The organism is Blastococcus sp. SYSU D01042 (assembly GCF_054050515.1).
Genome location: NZ_JBJGZM010000013.1, coordinates 1 through 18,107, shown reverse-complemented (window position 1 = coordinate 18,107; position 18,107 = coordinate 1). Strand labels below are relative to the sequence as shown.

Here is an 18,107-nt window from a genome sequence, read left to right as displayed (position 1 = left end):
CTCCCGCGGGGATGCGCGCAGGTGCCGGGACCGCCACGCTGGTCCGGTGCCGCAGACCGCCCCCGGCCTCCCGGGGCTCCCACCCGGGCTGACCGGGCCCGTGGGCGTGCAGCTGGCCAAGCCGGTGCGCGAGATCCCGGCGCCGCACGCCCTGCCCGGCGGATGCCGCTACGAGCCCAAGTGGGACGGTTACCGCCTGGTGGTCGTCCGCGAGGCGCACGGCACCTCGCTGTGGTCCAAGCAGGGCCGCGACCTCACCGACCGCTTCCCCGACGTCGCCGCTGCGGCACTGGCCCAGGTGCCGGCCGGGACGGTGCTCGACGGGGAGGTCGTCGTCTGGCACGACGACCGGCTGGACTTCGGGCTGCTGCAGCAACGCATGGTCAGCTCACCGGCCCGCGTCGCCGCCCAGGTCGCCGCCCACCCGGCGTCCTACGTCGCCTTCGACGTGCTCGCCCTCGGCGGCGCCGACCTGCGGCAGGCGACGCTGGGCCGCCGGCGCGCCGAGCTGGAGACCCTCTCGGCCCGCTGGAAGCCGCCGATGCAGCTCTCGCCCAGCACCGACGACCGCGCCCTGGCCGAGCAGTGGTTCGCCGATTTCCGCGTGGCCGGCATCGAGGGGCTGGTCGCCAAGGGCGCCGGGACGCGCTACGCCCCCGGCCGCCGCGAGTGGCTCAAGGTCAAGAGCTGGGAGAGCACCGAGGTGGTCGCCGGGGGCGTCATCGGCTCCCTCGACCGGCCCAGCCAGCTGGTGGCCGGCCGCTACCGCGACGGCGAGCTCGTCGTCGTCGGCCGCACCAGCCCGCTGTCCCCCCGGCAGAGCGCAGAGCTGGCCGCCGTCCTCGAGCCCGCGGACGACGACCACCCGTGGCCCGACCGCATCGGCACCGGCCGCTTCGGGGGTGGGCGGCTCTCGGTGCCCCTGACCCGCGTCCGCCCCGCGGCGGTGGTCGAGGTGAGCGCCGACGCCGCGCTGCAGGCGGGGGTCTTCCGGCACCCGCTGCGGTTCGTCCGCGTGCGGGCCGACCTGCGGGTCGCGGACCTGCCACCCCTGCCCTGACCTGCACGGCGACACCGTGTCACCCACACGGGTGATGCCCCGCAAGCTCGTGCCGATGCCGGACGATGGGTTCTCGTGAGCACCGTCGCCCCCCCGACCGCCCGCGCCGCCTGGCAGCACGCGGGCGCGGCCGTGCTGGTGGTGGCGGTCGTCGTCGGGCTCGTGCCCATGGGCCCCTGGCGGCCCGCCGCCGAGATCGTGCTCTTCGGCCTCGGCGTGGCCGCCGCGCGCACCGCCCTGCGGCGGCACCGGACGCCGCTCGTCGTCGCCTGGCGGGGGCTGGCCCTCGGGCTGCTGCTCTTCGCGCTGAGCGGCGTCGCCGAGGTGCTCGAGCTGAGCGGGGTCCTCCCCGGCCCCACGGGCGCCGCCGAGTCCGCCCTGGACATCGGCGCCTACGCGGCGCTGGCCGTCGGCGCGCTCGGGGTGGTCCGCGGCGGCTCGCGCCGCCGCGACCGCAACGCCTGGCTGGACACCGCGACGCTGCTGCTCGCCGGCGGGCTGGCCGTCCTGGCCGTCAGCGGTGAGCGGGCGAACTCCCCCGCGGACATCGCCGAGCTGCAGCTGGGTGCGCCGGTCCTGACCGTCGTCCTGCTCGTCGTCTGCGTGCCGCTGGCCCTGTCCCCCGGGGGCCGCTCGATGAGCAGCACGGCCCTGCTGGTGGCCGCCGTCCTCACCGTGGCCGGCTACGGCGGCCGGCTCGTCGTCGGGACGGCGCTGCGCGACAACCCGGTCCTCGACCCGCTGCCGCTGCTGGCCGTGGCCGCGCTCGTCCTCGCCGCCCGGCACCCGGACGTGGCGCTGGTGGGCCGCCGTCCGGGGTCCGAGCAGCAGGAGGCCGCCACCCGCGTGCTGGGCCTGGGCGCCGCGCTGCTGGTCAGCCCGGCGCTGCTGCTCCTGTGGACGCTCGGCCACGGCGGGGTCGGCTACCTGCTGGGCGCGGGCAGCACGCTGCTCACCGCCTCGGCGCTGTGGCGGCTCGTGGCACTGGTCCGCGAGCGCGAGCGCACCCGGGCGGCGCTCAGCGACAGCGAGGCCCGCCTGCAGCTGTTGCTGGAGAACGCCGCCGACGTGATCGCCATCGTCGAGGCGTCGACCGGCTCGATCACCTACATGAGCCCCGCGGTGCAGTCCCTGCTGGGCCGCCCGCCCGCGGACTACGTGGGCCGCAACGCCATCGAGCTGGCCGACCCGCGGGACCAGCCGCGCCTCCGGGCCGCGGTGGCCGCCGCGGGCGACGTCGCCGACGTGCGCGCCGGCGCGGTGGACACCGACATCCGGGTCGAGCACGGCTCCGGGGGCACCCGGTGGGTGGAGATGCGGATCAGCGGCCGGGTCAACGCCGTCGGCATCAAGGGCTGGGTGGTCAACTTCCGCGAGGTCACCGACCGCAAGCTGTTCGAGGACGAGCTGCGCCGCCAGGCGCAGACCGATCCGCTCACCGGCCTGCTGAACCGGACGGCGTTCTCCGAGCGGCTCGAGGCGGCCACCGCCGAGATCGACCCGGCCGCGCCGCCCGCGGTGCTCTTCGTCGACATCGACGACTTCAAGGCGGTCAACGACTCGCTGGGCCACGCCGCCGGGGACGACCTGCTGGTCACCGTGGCCGCGCGGCTCACCGCCGACGTGCGGGCCGACGACGTGGTGGCCCGGCTGGGCGGGGACGAGTTCGCCGTGCTGCTCACCGACGCCGACGACGAGCGGCTGGCCGACGTCGCGCGGCGGCTGCTCGCCTCCGTGCGGTCGCCGATCGTGCTGGGCGCCGCCACCGCGTCGGTGACGGCGAGCATGGGCGGGGCGCTCGCCGTCCCCGGGGACACCGCCGACCGGTTGCTGCACCGCGCGGACACCGCGATGTACGAGGCCAAGCGGGCCGGGAAGGACGCGGCGGCGCTGCCGGACGGCGAGGCGGCCCGGCCGGCCTGAGCAGGTCCGGGCGCGTCGTCAGCGCAGGCGGGTCGACAGCCGGACGGTCAGCCCGTCGGGCCCCGGCAGCAGGTCGACGCTGTCGAAGAGCTTGCGGGCCAGCCACAGGCCCATGCCGCCGCGGCCCAGGTCCGGGCCGTGCGCGGGCTGGAACCCGGCGAGCGGGTCGGCGAAGGCCACGCCGCGGTCGGCGATCTCGCAGACCAGCCGGTCCGTCCCCGCCCACACCCGGGCGGACACCGGCGGCACCCCGTGCCGGAAGGCGTTCGCCGCCACCTCGCTGAGCGCCAGGTGCAGGTCCCCGGCCAGCTCCGGGTCCGCGACGTGCGCCGCCAGGACGGCTCCGAGCCGGTGCCGCAGGTCGGCCAGGACGGTGGCCGCCTCCACGGCGAGCACCGGGGCGGCGTCCTCCACGGGCTCGCGGGGCACGGGGAGCCGGCGCAGGAAGTCGCGCGGGTCGCCGAACTCGGGGTTGGCGCGCCGGGTCCCGTCGACGACGAGGTCGGGGTGCGTCGCGCGGGCGCTGTCGAGGACCTCGGCCGGCAGGATGCGCGAGTCGTAGAGGCAGATGCCGGTCAGCGGCTGGCCGTCCAGCAGCACGTTCCGGGCCGCCTCGTACCGCACGCCCTCGCGCCAGTCGCTGGGCTGCGCGCCGAACTGCACCTCGCCGACCACCCGCAGCCAGCCCGACCCGGTACCGCGGGCACGGTCCAGCAGCCGCCGGGTCACCGTCAGCGCGTCCGGCGCGCGGGTGTCGAGCAGGCCGATGCGCGGGTGGTTCTCCAGCGCGACCGCGCCCAGCCCCAGGGCGGCACCGATGAGCTGCGCCGTCCCGGGCAGGCAGGCCAGCACCGTCGTGTCACCGGCGGACAGGCCCTCCTCCAGGAAGGGGACGGTCGCCGCGACGACGTCGTCGTCGGAGGCGACGAGGGCGGCCGCGTGCGGCCGGCTGCGGGACCCGTGCCCGTGCGCCCGGGGACGGGGCAGCGCGGACTGCTCCACGTCCTCGCCTGCCGCTCGGTCCACCGACCCCTCGTCCCGTTCCCGGCCGATCCGTCCCGACCGTGCGCGCGCAGGAGTCTAGCCAGTCCGCGCTGCCCCGCCGGCGCACCTCCGGGTGCGCCCGCGGTGGGCAGCACCACACGCTCCCCGGACGACCTCAGGCGCCCTCCACGCCGACCCCGCCGAGCACGACGACGGCGTGGATGCGGACGTCGGCGGACCGCTCGTCGTCGACGCGCGCCACGCTCCCGTCGCCGCCCGTCCCGCCGATGCCCCGGGAGCGCCACCACACCCGCCACTCCGCGGGCACCCGGACCGCGGCTCCGCCCATCAGCACCCGCAGCGTGACGTCCAGGCCGTGCTCCGGGCGCGGCAGCGCGGTGAGGTCGAGCTCCGCCCCGGCCATGGCCAGGTCGATGCGCACCCGGGACAGCCCCGGGTTGACCGGCCGCAGCTCCAGGCCGCCGTGCGTCACCGTCCGCCGCAGCGACAGGGAGGTCTCGTCACCCTCGTCCTTCCGCCGTGCCGTCACCCACCCGGCCAGCGCCACCACGGCCTGGAAGCCGAACCAGCCCAGGACGACGGGTCCTGCCCCGCGGACGAGACGTGCCGGCGCGTCGCTCACGGCTGCACGAGCCGGTAGAACCGGAAGAAGTCGTGCTCGACCGGCAGCACCTCGACCCCGGCGAACCCGGCGTCCCGCGCGTACGCCGCGAGGGTCGCCGGCCGCATCACCGTGCCGGTGGCCGCCGTCGGCCGCGCGCTCATGGCGTCGGGCAGGCAGCAGGTGAGGCTGTAGCCGTACATCAGCCGCTCGACGTCGTCCCCGGGCGCGGTGAACTCCTCCGCGACCCGCTCGTCCACCACGAGGACCGTCCCGCCGGCGCGCACCATCCGGCGCATCGCGGAGAGGACGGCGACCGGGTCGGGCAGGTCGTGCACGCACTCGAACGCCGTGACCAGGTCGTGACCGCCGTCGGCGGTCAGCCCGCCGACGTCGGCCAGCGAGAACTGCACGCGGTCGGCCACCCCCGCCGCGGCGGCGTTGCGCCGGGCCTGCTCGATCGAGGGGCCGTCCACGTCGAAGCCCTCCACCCGCGCGGCGGGATAGCCGGTCGCGATGCCGATCGAGGACCAGCCCAGGCCGCAGCCGACGTCGGCGACCCGCCCGCCCGCCCGCAGGGCGGCGTCGACCTCCGGCAGCGCGGGGAGGACGTCGGTGACCAGCGGCCCCACGAAGAACGGCCGGTTCGCCGCGGCCTGGCCCTCCCGCGCCTCGGGCCCCATCTCCGCCCAGCTCAGCCCCTCGCCGGTGCGGTAGACCTCGGCGAGCCGCGGCAGGTTGCGGGTGAAAGTCATCGCGATGCGGGCCAGGGGCGTGGTGTAGCCGGGGTCGTCGTCGTCGACCAGGACGGTGCGGTGCGCGTCGGGCAGCGTGTACCGGCGCTCGTCCGGCGGGGCGGCGACGTCGTCCACCGTCAGGTAGCCGGCGACGGCCTGCTGCTCGAGCCACTCGCGGGCGTAGCGGGGGTCGGTGCCGGTGCGCCCGGCGAGCTCCGGCGCCGTGGCCGGGGTGCCGGCGAGGGCGCGGTACCACCCCAGCCGGTCGCCGAGGTCCACGGCGGCCGCCTCGAACGCGCCGATCACGGCGGCGACCAGCCGGTCGCCCAGCGGGAGCGGGTCGGTGCCCGTCGTGCGGTCCGTCATGCCCGCCCACCGTGGCCCGGTCGGGCCCGCCGGACAAGGGTTTCCGGCGGGAGCTCAGCGCCGCGTGGAGACGGTGACGGTGAACTTCGGCGTCTGCTCGGCCACCCGGGTCGGGCCGACGAGGCGGGCCAGCGCCGGCTTGTAGCGCAGCGCGCTGTTGTAGACCGTCCAGAGCTCACCGCCCGGGCGCAGCACCCGGGCGGCGGCCGCGAAGAGGCGGTCGGCGGCGGTGGTCACGACGGCGGCACCCACGTGGAAGGGCGGGTTGCACACCACCAGGTCCACGCCGCCGTCCGGGACCGTCTCGGCGGCGTCGTCCCGCACCACCTCGAGACGCCCCTCGAGGCCGTTGGCGGCCGCCGTCGCCCGGGCGGAGGCCACCGCGGCGGCCGACTGGTCGGCGGCGATCACCCGCAGGGCCGGCCGGGCCGCGGCCAGGGCGGCGGCGAGGACGCCGGTGCCGCAGCCGAGGTCCAGCGCGGTGGCGGCGTCGGGGGCCATGGCGTCGAGCCGGGCGAGCAGCGCGCGGGTGCCGATGTCGACCTTCGGGCCGGCGAAGGCGGCACCGTGCGCGCAGACGGTGAGGCCGAGGTCGGCGTGCTGCTGGCACCGCGGGAAGGACGACGTCCCCGGGCGCGGGCCGCGCGCCACGAGCACCCGCGACTTCTGCCGGGCCAGGGTGGCGGAGACGTCGGTGAAGGACTCCCGGAGGACGTCGTTCATCGCGTGCGTCATGTGCTTGACCCGGGCGCCGACGAGCACCGTCACGTCCGACGCGGCGACGGCCGCGACCTGCTCGGCGATCTCGCGGAGCGCGTCGAGGGCTTTCGGCGCCTGGACGAGCACGACCGTCGCCGCCGTAGCCACCTCGGCCAGCGGGAGGGACCGGTAGGTGCCGGCCAGGCCGGTGCGCTCGGCGTTGCGGGCCAGCGCCCGCTCCCCCACCAGCAGGTCCTGGGCGACCCGGACGTCCCGGGCACCGTGCAGGGCGACCGCGCCCAGGGTGAGCGCGCCGTGCGTATCGTCGACGACGGCGACCTCGCCCGGCCCGGCGAGCGCCAGCGCGGCGGCCGCCTCGTCGAGCAGCAGCCGGTCGGTCGCGTCGACGGCGACCAGCTCCGGCGCCTCGACGTCGGGCGCGCGGCGGAGCCGGTCGAAGAGGTCGGCGCTCATCGCGGGGTGGCGGCGACCAGGTCCACGACGACGCGAGCCAGCTCCGGGCCGACGTCCTCCTGCAGGAAGTGCCCGCCCCCGGCCAGCGTCGTGTGCGGCATGCCCTGTGCGCCCGGGACCAGCTTCTGGAACACCCGCTCCCCGCCGCGGGTGATCGGGTCGCCGTCGGAGAACGCGGTGACGAGCGGCTTCTCCCAGCGGGCGAGCACCTCCCAGGCGGCGCGGTTGGCCACCGCGGCCGGGTCGTCGGGCCCGGTGGGGACCAGGGCGGGCAGCACGCGGGCCCCGGCGGTGTAGCGGTCGTCCGGGAAGGGCGCGTCGTAGGCGGCGACCACCTCGGGGGGCAGCGGGGTGGCGCTGCCGTTGGACACCATCCGGCCGATCCGGAAATCCGGGCTCTCCTGGGAGAACTTCTGCCAGGCCAGGAACGCCTCGGTCATCGGCCGGTCGCCGGTGGGCAGGCCGGTGTTGGCGACGACGACCCGGGCGAAGCGATCGGGGTGCTCACCGACCAGGCGCAGGCCGATCAGCCCGCCCCAGTCCTGCGCGACGAGGGTGATGCCGGTGAGCCCGAGCTCGTCGAGCAGGGCCTGCCGCATCCAGCCGACGTGCCGGGCGTAGGTGTGGTCGGCCTGCCGGGCCGGCTTGTCCGAGCGGCCGAACCCGACCAGGTCGGGAGCGACCACCCGCAGGCCCGCGTCGACCAGCACCGGGATCATCCGCCGGTAGAGGAAGGACCAGGACGGCTCGCCGTGCAGCAGCAGCACCGTCTCGCCGTCCGCCGGCCCCTCGTCGACGTAGGCGACCCGCAGCCGCCCGCCCTCGCCGTCGTCGACCTCGACGTAGCGCGGCTCGTACGGGAAGTCGGGCAGGTCGGCGAACCGCTCGTCAGGTGTGCGCAGGGCCTCCATGCCCCCACCCTGCCAGCCCGGGCACGGGAAGCGGACCCTGCGGCGCGGGCCGGTCGCGGGCCCGGGCATGATCCGGCTGTGTCCCTAACCACACGCGAGTGGCAGCTGGCGGCCCGTCCGCACGGCGAGCCGAAGCCCGAGGACTTCCGCCTGGTCGAGGTCGAGCACCCCGACCCGGTCGACGGCCAGGTCGTCGTCCGGATGCTGGCCATGTCGGTCGACCCGTACATGCGCGGGCGGATGAACGCCGGGAAGTCCTACGCCGCGGCCTGGGAGGTCGACGAGACGATGCAGGGCGGCGCGATCGGCCGCGTCGTCGAGTCGCGCTCCCCCGAAGTCCCCGAGGGCGCGCTGGTGTCCACGAACGCCGCCTGGCGGGACGTCGCCGTGCTGGACGCCCGCACCGTCCAGGTGCTCCCCGAGCTCCCGGGCATCCCGCCCAGCTACCACCTCGGCGTCCTCGGCATGCCCGGGCTCACCGCGTGGGTGGGCCTCTTCCGGCTGGCGGAGTTCAAGCCGGGCGACGTCGTCTTCGTGTCCGGTGCCGCCGGCGCGGTGGGCAGCATCGTGGGCCAGCTCGCCCGGCTCAAGGGCGCCGCCGCCGTGATCGGCAGCGCCGGCAGCCCGGACAAGGTGCGCTGGTTGACCGACGAGCTGGGCTTCACGCGGGCCTTCGACTACCACGACGGCCCGGTCGCGAAGCAGCTCGCCGCGGCCGCGCCGGACGGCATCGACGTCTACTTCGACAACGTGGGCGGTGAGCACCTCGAGGCCGCGATCGGCGCCTTCAACGAGTTCGGCCGCGGCGCGCTGTGCGGGGCGATCTCCAGCTACAACGCCACCGAGCCGCCGCCCGGGCCGCGCAACATGGGCCTGATGGTCGGCCGGAAGCTGAGCCTGCGCGGGTTCATCGTCAGCGACCACGCGGACATGCGCCCCGAGTTCGTCGAGAACGTCACGCCGCTGGTGACCTCCGGGGAGCTCGTCGTCCGGGAGACGGTGCGCGAGGGCCTGGACCAGGCGGTGCCGGCGTTCCTGGACCTCCTGCGCGGCGGCAACACCGGCAAGATGATCGTCAAGCTGGCCGACGACCCGGCCTGAGCGCTGCTGCTCCCCCGGCCGCGGGGCCGGGGGAGCGGCAGCATCGTTGCGGTTCCCGTCCGCCGCGGGCCTCGTGCCGGCCGGGCGCCGTCCCTAGCGTCGACGCGGTGATCGACTGGACCACCGCCCCCTCCGTCGCGGCCGCGCACTTCGCCCACCGCCTCGCCGTCGAGACCGACGTCAGCGACGTCGCCGCCGCGCTGGACTCCGGCGCGCCCGGGTTCGTGCTGCTCGACAGCCGCAGCGCCGCCGCGTGGGCGCAGGGCCACGTGCCCGGGGCGGTGCACCTGCCCGGCCCGGAGCTCGGCGCCCGAGCGGACGCCGAGCTGGACCGGTCGGTGCCCGTGGTCACCTACTGCTGGGGGCCGGGCTGCAACGGCGCCACCCGGGCGGCGCTGACGCTGGCCGGGCTGGGCTTCCGGGTGCGGGAGATGATCGGCGGCTTCGAGTACTGGGCCCGGGAGGGCCTGCCGGTCGCGACGGCGGACGGCGTGACGCACCGCGCCCCCGATCCGCTCACCGCGCCGGCCGGCGCCGCCTGCGGCTGCTGAGGCGCCTACTCCGCCGAGCCCGGCCGCGTCATCGGCTTGTGCGACTTCCCCGCGATGGCGTCCGGCAGCACCGCCGACAGCTTGCCCATCAGCTTGCTGGTCACCGAGCCCGCGAACACCGAGGCCTCGCCCTTCATCAGCCCTTCGAAGCCCTGCCGGGCGACCTGCGCGGGGTCGTCCTTGGAGTCGGAGGCGCCCAGCTTGGTGTCGGTGGCGTCGGCCCGGTCGAAGAACTCCGTGTCCGTCGGGCCCGGGAGCAGCGCGGTGACGGTGACGCCGGTGTCGGCGAGCTCCTCGCGGATGCCGAGGGCCAGGAACTGCACGAACGCCTTCGTGGCGGAGTAGACGGCCTGGAAGGGCTCGGGTGCCTGCGAGGCGACCGACGAGGTGAACAGGATGCGGCCCTCGCCGCGGGCCACCATGTCGCGGACGACGTGCTTGGCCAGCTGGACGGTGGAGGCGCAGTTCAGCTCCACCATGCCGAGCTCGGCGTCCAGGTCGGTCTCGGCGAACCTCCCGGCCACGCCGACGCCGGCGTTCAGCGCGGCGGCGTCCAGGGTGCGGCCGGACCCGCGGACGGCGGCGACGACCTTGTCCACCTCCGCGCGGACGGTGAGGTCGGCGCGGACCGGCGAGACGGCGGCACCCAGGCCGCGCAGCTCGACGGCGGCCGTATCGAGCTCGGCGTCCTCGGCGACGACGACGAGGTCGAAGCCGTTCCGGGCGAACTGCTTGGCCAGCTCGAGGCCGATGCCGCTGGAGGCACCGGTGACGAGGGCGAGGGGACGGGCGGACTCGGACACAGGGGCCTCCAGGGCGGTGGGAACGGTCCGTCACTGCCCCGCCGGTCGCCGTCCCACCCCTCTCCTTCCGCCGGAGTGGCCACTCCGGCGGGAACAGCGGCGGCTGAGGAGAGGCTTGATTGGCCCGCGGGGGCCACGGGTCGGCCCCGACGTGTCACCGGGGGCGGGCAGGACAGGAGCGCCCACCCACCTGCCCCCCGTAGCGAGGCCGCCGTGTACCTGTCGAAGACCGAGGCCGCCGTCCTCCCGACCACGCTGGTCGCCGCGCCGCGGCCGGTGGCCCCGGCCCCGCCCGGACGGCGCCGGCTGTGGCCGCTGCTGGGCCCGGCCTTCGTCGCCGCGGTGGCCTACGTGGACCCGGGCAACTTCGCGACCAACTTCTCCGGCGGCGCCTCGTTCGGCTACACGCTGCTGTGGGTGATCGTCGCCGCCAACCTCATGGCGATGCTGATCCAGTCGCTGACCGCCAAGCTGGGCATGGCGACCGGGCGCGACCTGGCGACGCTGTGCCGGGAGCGGCTGCCCAAGCCGGTGTCCCGCGGGCTCTGGGTGCAGGCCGAGGCCGTGGCGATCGCCACCGACCTCGCCGAGATCGTCGGCGGCGCGGTCGCGCTGAACCTGCTGTTCGGCGTCCCGCTGCCGATCGGCGGCCTGATCACCGCCGTCGTCGCCTTCGTGCTGCTGGCCGCGCAGTCCCGCGGGCACCGGCCGTTCGAGCGGGTCATCGCCGGCCTGCTCCTGGTCATCGGGCTCGGGTTCGGCTACACGCTGCTCGGCTCGGGCGTGGACCCCGCCGGTGTGGCCGGGGGCATGGTGCCCTCCTTCTCCGGCTCGGAGAGCATCGTGCTGGCCACCGGGATCCTCGGCGCCACAGTCATGCCGCACGTCATCTACGTGCACTCCGCGCTCACGCCCGGCCGCTACGGCGACGTCGTCACCGCCGGCCGCACCACGGGGGGACGCCGCCGCCTGCTGCGGGCCCAGCGCATCGACATCGTCGTCGCGATGGGCCTGGCCGGGCTGGTCAACGCGGCCATGCTGATCATCGCCGCGCAGCTGTTCACCGGCGGGGGCGACGCCGAGTCGCTCGAGTCCATCCACGCCGGCCTGGGCGACCAGCTCGGCAGCGGCGCCGCCCTGGCGTTCGCCCTGGCGCTGCTCGCGTCGGGTTTCGCGTCGTCCTCGGTGGGCACGCACGCCGGCCAGGTCGTCATGGCCGGCTTCCTGCGCAAGCACATCCCCGTGCTGGCCCGCCGGCTGATCACCCTGGCGCCCGCGCTGGCGGTGCTGGTGCTCGGCGGGGACCCCACCACCGCGCTGGTCTGGTCGCAGGTGGTGCTCTCCTTCGGCATCCCGTTCGCCCTGGTGCCGCTGCTCTGGCTGACCAGCTCCCGCGATCTCATGGGCGGCTGGGTCAACCGCCGGATCACCACCGTCGTCGGCGGCGTCGTCGCCGCCCTGATCATCGGCCTCAACGCCCACCTGCTCCTGGGCTTCGTCCTCTGACCCGCTTTTCCGCGGAGAAGCGGCCTGCTTCTCCGCGGAAAAGCAGGGGTGGGGACGGCGGTCAGACCAGCGGGCTACGCTCGGCGCCACAACTGAACACACATCAACAGCAGGGGAGCGCTTCGGCGCTGAGAGTGCGGGACACCGCAGACCCTCGAACCTGATCCGGGTCATGCCGGCGCAGGGAGTCTGGAGGAAGCAATGGCCGATCAGGCCGTCCACCCGTCGTCCACCGGTGCCGGGCGGAGCCGCTGGCGCACCGTCGACATCGTCGTCACCGCCGTCCTCGGCGTCGCCTTCGGCGTCGTCTTCTGGGCGTGGGGGCTGCTCTGGGCAGCCCTCGACGCCCCGTTCGCCGCCTTCCCGCCCGGCCAGGCCGTGATGTACGGCGTCTGGCTGCTGCCGGCGGTGCTCGCGCCGCTGATCGTGCGCAAGGCCGGCGCCGGCCTGTTCGCCGAGTTCCTCGCGGCGGTCGTCTCGGCGCTGCTCGGCTCGGCGTGGGGCACGCTCGTCCTGCTGCAGGGCCTCCTGCAGGGTCTGGGCGGCGAGCTGGGCTTCGCGGCCTTCCGCTACCGCCGCTGGGGCTGGCCGCAGGCCCTGCTGGCCGCGGCCGGGGCCGGCATCGCCGCCGCGCTGTTCGACCTCGTCAACTACTACGCCGACTGGGCGGCCGACTGGCAGCTCACCTACGTCGTGCTCGTGGCCGCCAGCACGGTGGTCATCGCGGGCGTCGGCGGCATGTGGCTGCGCCGGTCGCTCGGCGCGACCGGCGCGCTCTCGGCCTTCCCGGCCGGCCGCGAACGGGTCTGACCACGGACGGCGGCACGGGGGCCGGCGCCGCGCCGGTCCCCGTGCGGCTGACCGGGTGGGGGTTCCGGTACGCGGGGCGGCTCGCCTGGGCGGCCCGGGACGTCGACCTGCGCGTCGAGCCGGGCGAGCGGGTGCTGCTCGCCGGCGCCTCGGGTGCCGGCAAGTCCACCCTGCTGCACGCGCTGGCCGGGCTGCTCGGCCCGGAGCAGGGCGAGCAGGCCGGCGCGGTCACCGTCGGCGGCCGGCCCCCGGTCGAGGCGCGCTCGGCGACGGCGGTCGTCTTCCAGGACCCCGACGCCCAGCTGGTCATGACCCGCGCCGGGGACGACGTCGCGTTCGGGCTGGAGAACGTCGGCACCCCGCCCGACCGCATCTGGCCCGCCGTCGATGCCGCCCTGGCCGCGGTCGGCTTCCCGTACGGGCGCGACCGGGCCACCGCGGCTCTGTCGGGCGGGCAGAAGCAGCGGCTGGTGCTGGCCGGTGCGCTCGCCGGCCGGCCGGGGCTGCTGCTGCTCGACGAGCCCACCGCTCAGCTGGACCCGGAGGGCGCCGAGCTGGTCCGCGGCGCCGTGGCGCGCGCGACCGCCGCCCGCGACACCACGCTGCTCGTCGTCGACCACGACGCCGCGGCGTGGCTGCCGCTGGTCGACCGGGTGGTGGAGCTCCTCCCGGACGGCGGCGCTCGTGAGCACGGCCCCGGCTGGGCGCCCGCGCCGCTGCGCATGCCGGTGCGCGCGCCGCGACCGGCCGGCGAGGTGCTGCTCCGCACCGAGGCCGCCGCGTTCACCCACCGCGGCAGCGACCTCCCCGCCCTGCAGCCGACGGACCTCGTCGTGCCCGCGGGCCGGACGCTGGCGGTGACCGGCCCCAACGGCACGGGGAAGTCGACCCTCGCGCTGCTCCTCGCCGGGCTGCGCGGGCCGACGTGCGGCCGGGTGGTGGCCGGCCCGGCGCTCACCGCGGGGCTGCGCCGGCCCGACCGGCCGCTGCACCGCTGGCGCGCCGACGACCTGGTCGCCCGCATCGGCACGGTCTTCCAGCACCCCGAGCACCAGTTCCTCACCGGCCGGGTGCGCGACGAGCTCGCGCTCGGGCCCCTGCGCTCCGGCGCCGGCCACGAGGACGCCCGGTCGCGGGCGGACGAGCTCATGGAACGGCTCGGTCTGGCCCCGCTCGCCGAGGCCAACCCGTTCACCCTCTCCGGCGGCCAGCAGCGCCGGCTGTCGGTGGCGACCGCGCTGGCCACGGCTCCCGGCGTCGTGGTCCTGGACGAGCCGACGTTCGGCCAGGACCGCGACACCTGGAGCGAGCTGGTCTCGCTCCTCGCCGAGCAGCACGACGACGCCCGGGCGATGGTGCTGGTCACCCACGACGCCGCGGTGGTCGAGGCGCTGGCCGACGACGTGCTGCACCTGGGCCCGGCGCTCGCAGCGCGGGGGACGACGTGAGCTCGCCGCTGGCCCTCGGGCCGGTCCGCCCGGTGCCCCTCTCCGCGATCAACCCGGTGGCGCAGCTGGGCGCCCTCGCCGTCGTGCTGCCCGTGCTGCTGGTCAGCGGCGACCTGCTCACCCCTCTGGTCGTGCTGGCCGCCGAGGTCTGCCTCCTGCCGGCGGCGGGACTGGGCCGGCCGCGGGCGCTGCTGGCCCGCACCTGGCCGCTGCTGCTCGGCGCGGCGGGGGTGGCCTGGGTCAACGTGCTGTTCGGCGACGCCTCGGAGGGCGCCGGCTGGTCCTCGGCCACCGCACTGGCCGTGCGGGTGCTCGCGCTGGCCCTGCCGGGGGTCCTGCTCGTGGCCTCGACGGACCCGGTGCGGTTGGCCGACGCGCTCACCCTGCACTGGCGGGTCTCCACCCGCTTCGCCTACGGCGCGCTGGCCGCGCTGCGCCTGGTCCCGCTGCTGGCCTCCGAGTGGCAGACGATCCGGCTGGCCCGGCGGGCGCGCGGGATCGAGCCGGGCCGCAACCCCGTCGCGCACGCCCGGCTGTTCGCCGGCACCGCGTTCGCGCTGCTGGTCGGCGCCGTCCGCAGGGGTACGCGGCTGGCCGCCGCGATGGACGCCCGCGGCTTCGACTCCGGCATCCCGCGCACCAACGCCCGCGGCTCGCAGCTGCGCCGCCGGGACGTCGCCTACGTCGTCGGCGCGGTCGTCGTCTGCACGGCCGCGGTGCTGCTGGGCGTCGTCACCGGGAGCTGGCACCCCGTCTTCGGCTGACCCGACCCGGGAAGTGATGTGGGTCTCATCCAGGTTTGCGGGGGATCCGGCCGGCCCATACACAATCGTTCGGCTGCCCAGGACGGCAGCCGCCTTTGAATGCGAGGGTGCAGCACGTGACAGGGCAGGCGGCGGATCACGTGTGGCCGTCGGCGGCGCCCCCTCGTGCCGAGCCCCTCCTGTCCTGGCAGCTGAGCGGGGTCGCCGAGCTGCCGGTGATGCGGGCCCAGGTGCGCCGCGCGATCGACGCCGCCACCGACCCCGACGTGCTCGACCAGCTGGTCCTCGCCCTCGACGAGATGGCCTCCAACGCGCTGCGGCACGGGGGCGGTCGCGTCGAGGCCGCCGTCCGGCTCACCGACACCGGCTACCTCATCGAGGTGACCGACTCCGCGGCCGCGCAGCCGCCCACCCCGGCCGTCGACCGGGACCCCAGCCAGGGCGGGCTGGGCCTCTACCTGATCGCCCGCATGGCGCTGCGGCACGGCTGGTACGCCGGCGTCGGCGCCAAGCACGTCTGGGCGCTGCTGCCCCGCCGCTGAGCGGTCAGCCGAACCCGGGCGGCAGCTGCTCGGGACCCGCCTCCCGGGGCCGGGGTCGGTCCTCGGGGTGCAGGCGGATCGCCACCAGGGCGACGTCGTCCTGCAGGCCCTCGGGGCGCAGCCGCTCGATGACCTCGTCGCACAGCTCGCCCAGCGGCCGGTCGGCCAGCTCGGCGAACGCCGCGCGCAGGCGGGCGATGCCCTCGTCCAGCGGCAGGTCGCGCCCCTCGACCAGGCCGTCGGTGTACAGCAAGATCGTCGCGCCCCGCCGGAGCGTGAGCACCGACTCGGTGCGGCGGGCGGTCGGGTCGACGCCGAGCATCAGCTCCGCCCGCTCGGTCGCCAGCTCCTCGATCCGGCCGTCCACGTGCAGGACCAGCGGCGGCGGGTGGCCCGCGTTCGACCACCGCAGCCGGCTCAGCCCGGCGGCCCGCTCCTCCGGCGTCTGCTCCACCCGGGCGATCGCCGCGGTGGCCATGGTGCCCATGCCCAGGCCCTCGATGGCGGCGTCGAGGTCGGAGAGGACGGCGGCCGGTCCGATCCCGTCCCGGTAACCGATGCCGCGCAGCATGCCGCGGAGCTGGCCCATGGCCGCCGCCGCCGCGGTGTCGTGCCCGACGACGTCACCGATGACGACGACGGTCGCGCCGTTGGGCTGCAGGAAGGCGTCGTACCAGTCACCGCCCACCTCGGCCGCCTGCACCGCCGGCAGGTAGCGCACCACGATCTCGGCGTGGTCGGGCTCGGGTGGCTCGGTGAGCATGCTGCGCTGCAGGCCCTCGGCCAGGCGTCGCTGCTGCTCGTACAGCCGGGAGTTGTCCAGCGCGAGCGCGACGCGGTCGGCGATGTCGCGGAGCGTGTCGACGTCCTCGCGATCGGCGGGCCCGCGCTCGGGTGAGCGGTAGACGCTGAGCGCGCCGAGGGTGCGCCCGCGGGCCACGAGGGGCAACGTGACCGCCGACCCCGGGGCCAGCGCGAGCAGCACGTCCCGCGCCTCGCCCGGCGGCAGGAACCGGCCCAGGGCCTGCATGACGTCGGGGACCTCGCGCGGCTGACCGGAGGACAACGCCTTCAGGATCGGGGCATCGGGCGGCAGGGACGCCAGCCGCAGCAGCGCGTACCGGTCGACCAGCGGGCGCAGCTCCTCCTCCAGGTGCCAGGCGGCGACGTCGCGCATCCGCCCGTCCTCGTCGACCAGGCTGGCGATCACCCAGTCCCCGCTCACCGGGACCAGGACCTCGGCGATGCGCTGCATCGCCGCCTCCTCGCCGCCTCCGGCGGCCAGCCGCTCGCTGACCGCGCCGGTGGTCTCGGCGACCAGCCGCATCCGGGTGGCGCTCCGCCGGGCCCGCTCCTGCGCGGCGCGGCGCTCGGTCACGTCCAGGAAGGACACCGAGAGCCCGTCGGGACCCGGCCACGCCCGCACCTCGAACCACGCGTCGAGGGGCGCCGGGTAGTAGGCCTCGAACACCTGCTCCCGGCCGGTGGCCGCGGCCTCGCGGTAGCGCACGCCGAACTCCCCGGCGCCGGCGGCCGGGAACGCGTCCCAGATGACCGCCCCGACCAGCTCCTCCCGCGTCGACTGCAGCACCCGCTCGGCCTCGGCGTTGAGGTAGGTGAACCGCCAATCCCGGTCCAGGGTGAAGAACGCCGACTTGACCGACTCCATGACGCGGGCGACCCGCACGTCCGCGTTCCGCTGCGCGGTGGTGTCGTAGGCCGCACCGACCAGCCGGACGGCCGCCCCGCGGTCGTCGGCGAGCGCCCGCCCGCGCCCCTGCACCCAGCGGGTCTCGCCCGAGGGCAGGACCACCCGGAACTCGGCGTCGTACTCGCCGACGGTGTCGATGGCGTTCTGCAGCGCCTCCGTCGTCCGCTCGCGGTCGTCGGGGTGGCAGGCGGCGGTGAAGGCGTCGATCGTCTCGTCGAACTCGTGCCGCTCGAAGCCCATGAGTTCCTTGAGCCGCTCGTCCCAGACCAGCCGGCCGCTGACGAGGTCCCAGTCGAAGCTCCCGATGCCGGCCGCGTCGATGGCCAGCTCGAAGGCCAGCCGGCTGGACTCCAACTCCCGCACCTGCGCGGCCAGCTGCAGCTCGGTCGCGACCGAGTCACCCAACTGGCGCAGCAGGGCGACGTCGGCGTCGGACCAGGTGCGCCGGTCCCGGCCGAAGGCCGACAGCGCGCCGACGACCTGACCCTCGAAGACGGTGAGCGGGATGCCGAGGTAGCTGGCGACCTCGCCGGCGGCGACCGGGGGGAGCGCAGCCAGGCGCGGATCGGCGGCGGCGTCCCCGGCGACCACCGGGTCCGGGGAGGCGTCGGCGGTGACGGCGCACAGGGACTCGGCCAGCGGCACGCGGATGCCCACCGTGCCCTGCGGCAGGCCGGTGCCCCCGAGCACCAGCTCGTCCTCGCCGAACAACGACACCTGCGCGGCGTCGGCGCGCAGCAGCTGCACGGCCAGGGCGGTGAGCCGCTGCAGCGCATCGGAGCCGAGGGCCGTCGACTCGAGGCGCCGGACGGCGGCCACGCGCGGGGCGGAGGCCGGGTCGACCGAGGTCACGTCGTCCCCTCCCCAGCGGCCGCGCGGGACCCGGAGCGGTCCGCCCTGCCATTGTCCCTGGCCCCCGGCCGGCCCGCGGACCGGGCACACGGCAGAGGGGGGGGGGGGGGGGGGGGGGGGGGGGGGCGGGCCGGGGGGGGGGGGGGGGGGGGGGGGGGGGGGGGGGGGGGGGGGGGGGGGGGGGGGGGGGGGGGGGGGGGGGGGGGGGGGGGGGGGGGGGGGGGGGGGGGGGGGGGGGGGGGG

16 protein-coding genes and 1 riboswitch are annotated in these 18,107 nt (G+C 76.5%); of the genes, 9 read left to right on the top strand and 7 right to left on the bottom strand.

Annotated elements, in window-relative coordinates; translation table 11 throughout:
* Positions 1 to 46 precede the first annotated feature (46 nt).
* Both ACI79H_RS18705 and ACI79H_RS18700 read left to right on the top strand, forming a co-directional pair.
* Positions 47 to 1,060, top strand: a complete 1,014-nt coding sequence (locus tag ACI79H_RS18705) for an ATP-dependent DNA ligase (protein WP_456555927.1) — start codon at positions 47 to 49, stop codon at positions 1,058 to 1,060.
* A gap of 75 nt (positions 1,061 to 1,135) precedes the next feature.
* Complete coding sequence (locus tag ACI79H_RS18700; protein WP_456555926.1) at positions 1,136 to 2,983, top strand: diguanylate cyclase domain-containing protein; 1,848 nt, start codon at positions 1,136 to 1,138, stop codon at positions 2,981 to 2,983.
* A gap of 18 nt (positions 2,984 to 3,001) precedes the next feature.
* Here the strand turns inward: ACI79H_RS18700 and ACI79H_RS18695 are convergent, their stop codons facing one another.
* The 5 genes from ACI79H_RS18695 to ACI79H_RS18675 all read right to left on the bottom strand — a co-directional run bounded on the left by ACI79H_RS18695 (position 3,002) and on the right by ACI79H_RS18675 (position 7,776).
* Positions 3,002 to 4,009, bottom strand: coding sequence for an anti-sigma factor RsbA family regulatory protein (locus ACI79H_RS18695; protein ID WP_456555925.1), 1,008 nt, complete (start codon positions 4,007 to 4,009; stop codon positions 3,002 to 3,004).
* Between the two features lie 133 nt (positions 4,010 to 4,142).
* Positions 4,143 to 4,610 (bottom strand): hypothetical protein, encoded by a 468-nt coding sequence (locus ACI79H_RS18690; protein WP_456555924.1) that lies wholly within the window; start codon positions 4,608 to 4,610, stop codon positions 4,143 to 4,145.
* Positions 4,607 to 5,692, bottom strand: a complete 1,086-nt coding sequence (locus ACI79H_RS18685) for a class I SAM-dependent methyltransferase (RefSeq protein WP_456555923.1) — start codon at positions 5,690 to 5,692, stop codon at positions 4,607 to 4,609. The genes ACI79H_RS18690 and ACI79H_RS18685 overlap by 4 nt, the downstream gene beginning before the upstream one ends.
* A 54-nt stretch (positions 5,693 to 5,746) precedes the next feature.
* Entirely contained in the window at positions 5,747 to 6,865 is a 1,119-nt protein-coding gene (locus ACI79H_RS18680; protein ID WP_456555922.1) for a class I SAM-dependent methyltransferase, read from the bottom strand.
* Positions 6,862 to 7,776, bottom strand: a complete 915-nt coding sequence (locus tag ACI79H_RS18675; RefSeq protein ID WP_456555921.1) for a haloalkane dehalogenase — start codon at positions 7,774 to 7,776, stop codon at positions 6,862 to 6,864. Before ACI79H_RS18675 ends, ACI79H_RS18680 begins: the two co-directional genes overlap by 4 nt.
* A gap of 78 nt (positions 7,777 to 7,854) precedes the next feature.
* Here ACI79H_RS18675 and ACI79H_RS18670 point away from each other — a divergent pair, with 78 nt between their 5' ends.
* On the top strand, positions 7,855 to 8,877 hold the full coding sequence (locus ACI79H_RS18670; protein WP_456555920.1) for an NADP-dependent oxidoreductase: 1,023 nt from the start codon (positions 7,855 to 7,857) through the stop codon (positions 8,875 to 8,877).
* A gap of 107 nt (positions 8,878 to 8,984) precedes the next feature.
* Entirely contained in the window at positions 8,985 to 9,428 is a 444-nt protein-coding gene (locus ACI79H_RS18665; protein WP_456555919.1) for a rhodanese-like domain-containing protein, read from the top strand.
* A gap of 5 nt (positions 9,429 to 9,433) precedes the next feature.
* Here ACI79H_RS18665 and ACI79H_RS18660 read toward each other — a convergent pair whose 3' ends face one another.
* Positions 9,434 to 10,231 (bottom strand): SDR family NAD(P)-dependent oxidoreductase, encoded by a 798-nt coding sequence (locus ACI79H_RS18660; protein ID WP_456555918.1) that lies wholly within the window; start codon positions 10,229 to 10,231, stop codon positions 9,434 to 9,436.
* A 213-nt stretch (positions 10,232 to 10,444) separates the two neighbouring features.
* Here ACI79H_RS18660 and ACI79H_RS18655 point away from each other — a divergent pair, with 213 nt between their 5' ends.
* From ACI79H_RS18655 to ACI79H_RS18635, 5 genes are all read left to right on the top strand, one after another.
* Complete coding sequence (locus ACI79H_RS18655; protein ID WP_456555917.1) at positions 10,445 to 11,737, top strand: Nramp family divalent metal transporter; 1,293 nt, start codon at positions 10,445 to 10,447, stop codon at positions 11,735 to 11,737.
* Positions 11,738 to 11,838: 101 nt separating this feature from the next.
* A riboswitch (TPP riboswitch) is annotated at positions 11,839 to 11,942 on the top strand.
* Positions 11,939 to 12,547 carry an ECF transporter S component gene (locus ACI79H_RS18650; RefSeq protein WP_456555916.1) on the top strand — a complete coding sequence of 203 codons (609 nt, stop codon included), beginning with the start codon at positions 11,939 to 11,941 and terminating at the stop codon, positions 12,545 to 12,547. It overlaps the preceding riboswitch by 4 nt.
* Positions 12,548 to 12,588: 41 nt before the next feature.
* On the top strand, positions 12,589 to 13,995 hold the full coding sequence (locus ACI79H_RS18645; protein ID WP_456555915.1) for an ABC transporter ATP-binding protein: 1,407 nt from the start codon (positions 12,589 to 12,591) through the stop codon (positions 13,993 to 13,995).
* Positions 13,992 to 14,759 carry an energy-coupling factor transporter transmembrane component T family protein gene (locus ACI79H_RS18640; protein WP_456555914.1) on the top strand — a complete coding sequence of 256 codons (768 nt, stop codon included), beginning with the start codon at positions 13,992 to 13,994 and terminating at the stop codon, positions 14,757 to 14,759. Before ACI79H_RS18645 ends, ACI79H_RS18640 begins: the two co-directional genes overlap by 4 nt.
* 116 nt (positions 14,760 to 14,875) lie before the next feature.
* Positions 14,876 to 15,301 (top strand): ATP-binding protein, encoded by a 426-nt coding sequence (locus tag ACI79H_RS18635; RefSeq protein ID WP_456555913.1) that lies wholly within the window; start codon positions 14,876 to 14,878, stop codon positions 15,299 to 15,301.
* 4 nt (positions 15,302 to 15,305) lie between these two features.
* Here ACI79H_RS18635 and ACI79H_RS18630 read toward each other — a convergent pair whose 3' ends face one another.
* Positions 15,306 to 17,864 carry a SpoIIE family protein phosphatase gene (locus ACI79H_RS18630; protein ID WP_456555912.1) on the bottom strand — a complete coding sequence of 853 codons (2,559 nt, stop codon included), beginning with the start codon at positions 17,862 to 17,864 and terminating at the stop codon, positions 15,306 to 15,308.
* Between the last annotated feature and the right edge of the window lie 243 nt (positions 17,865 to 18,107).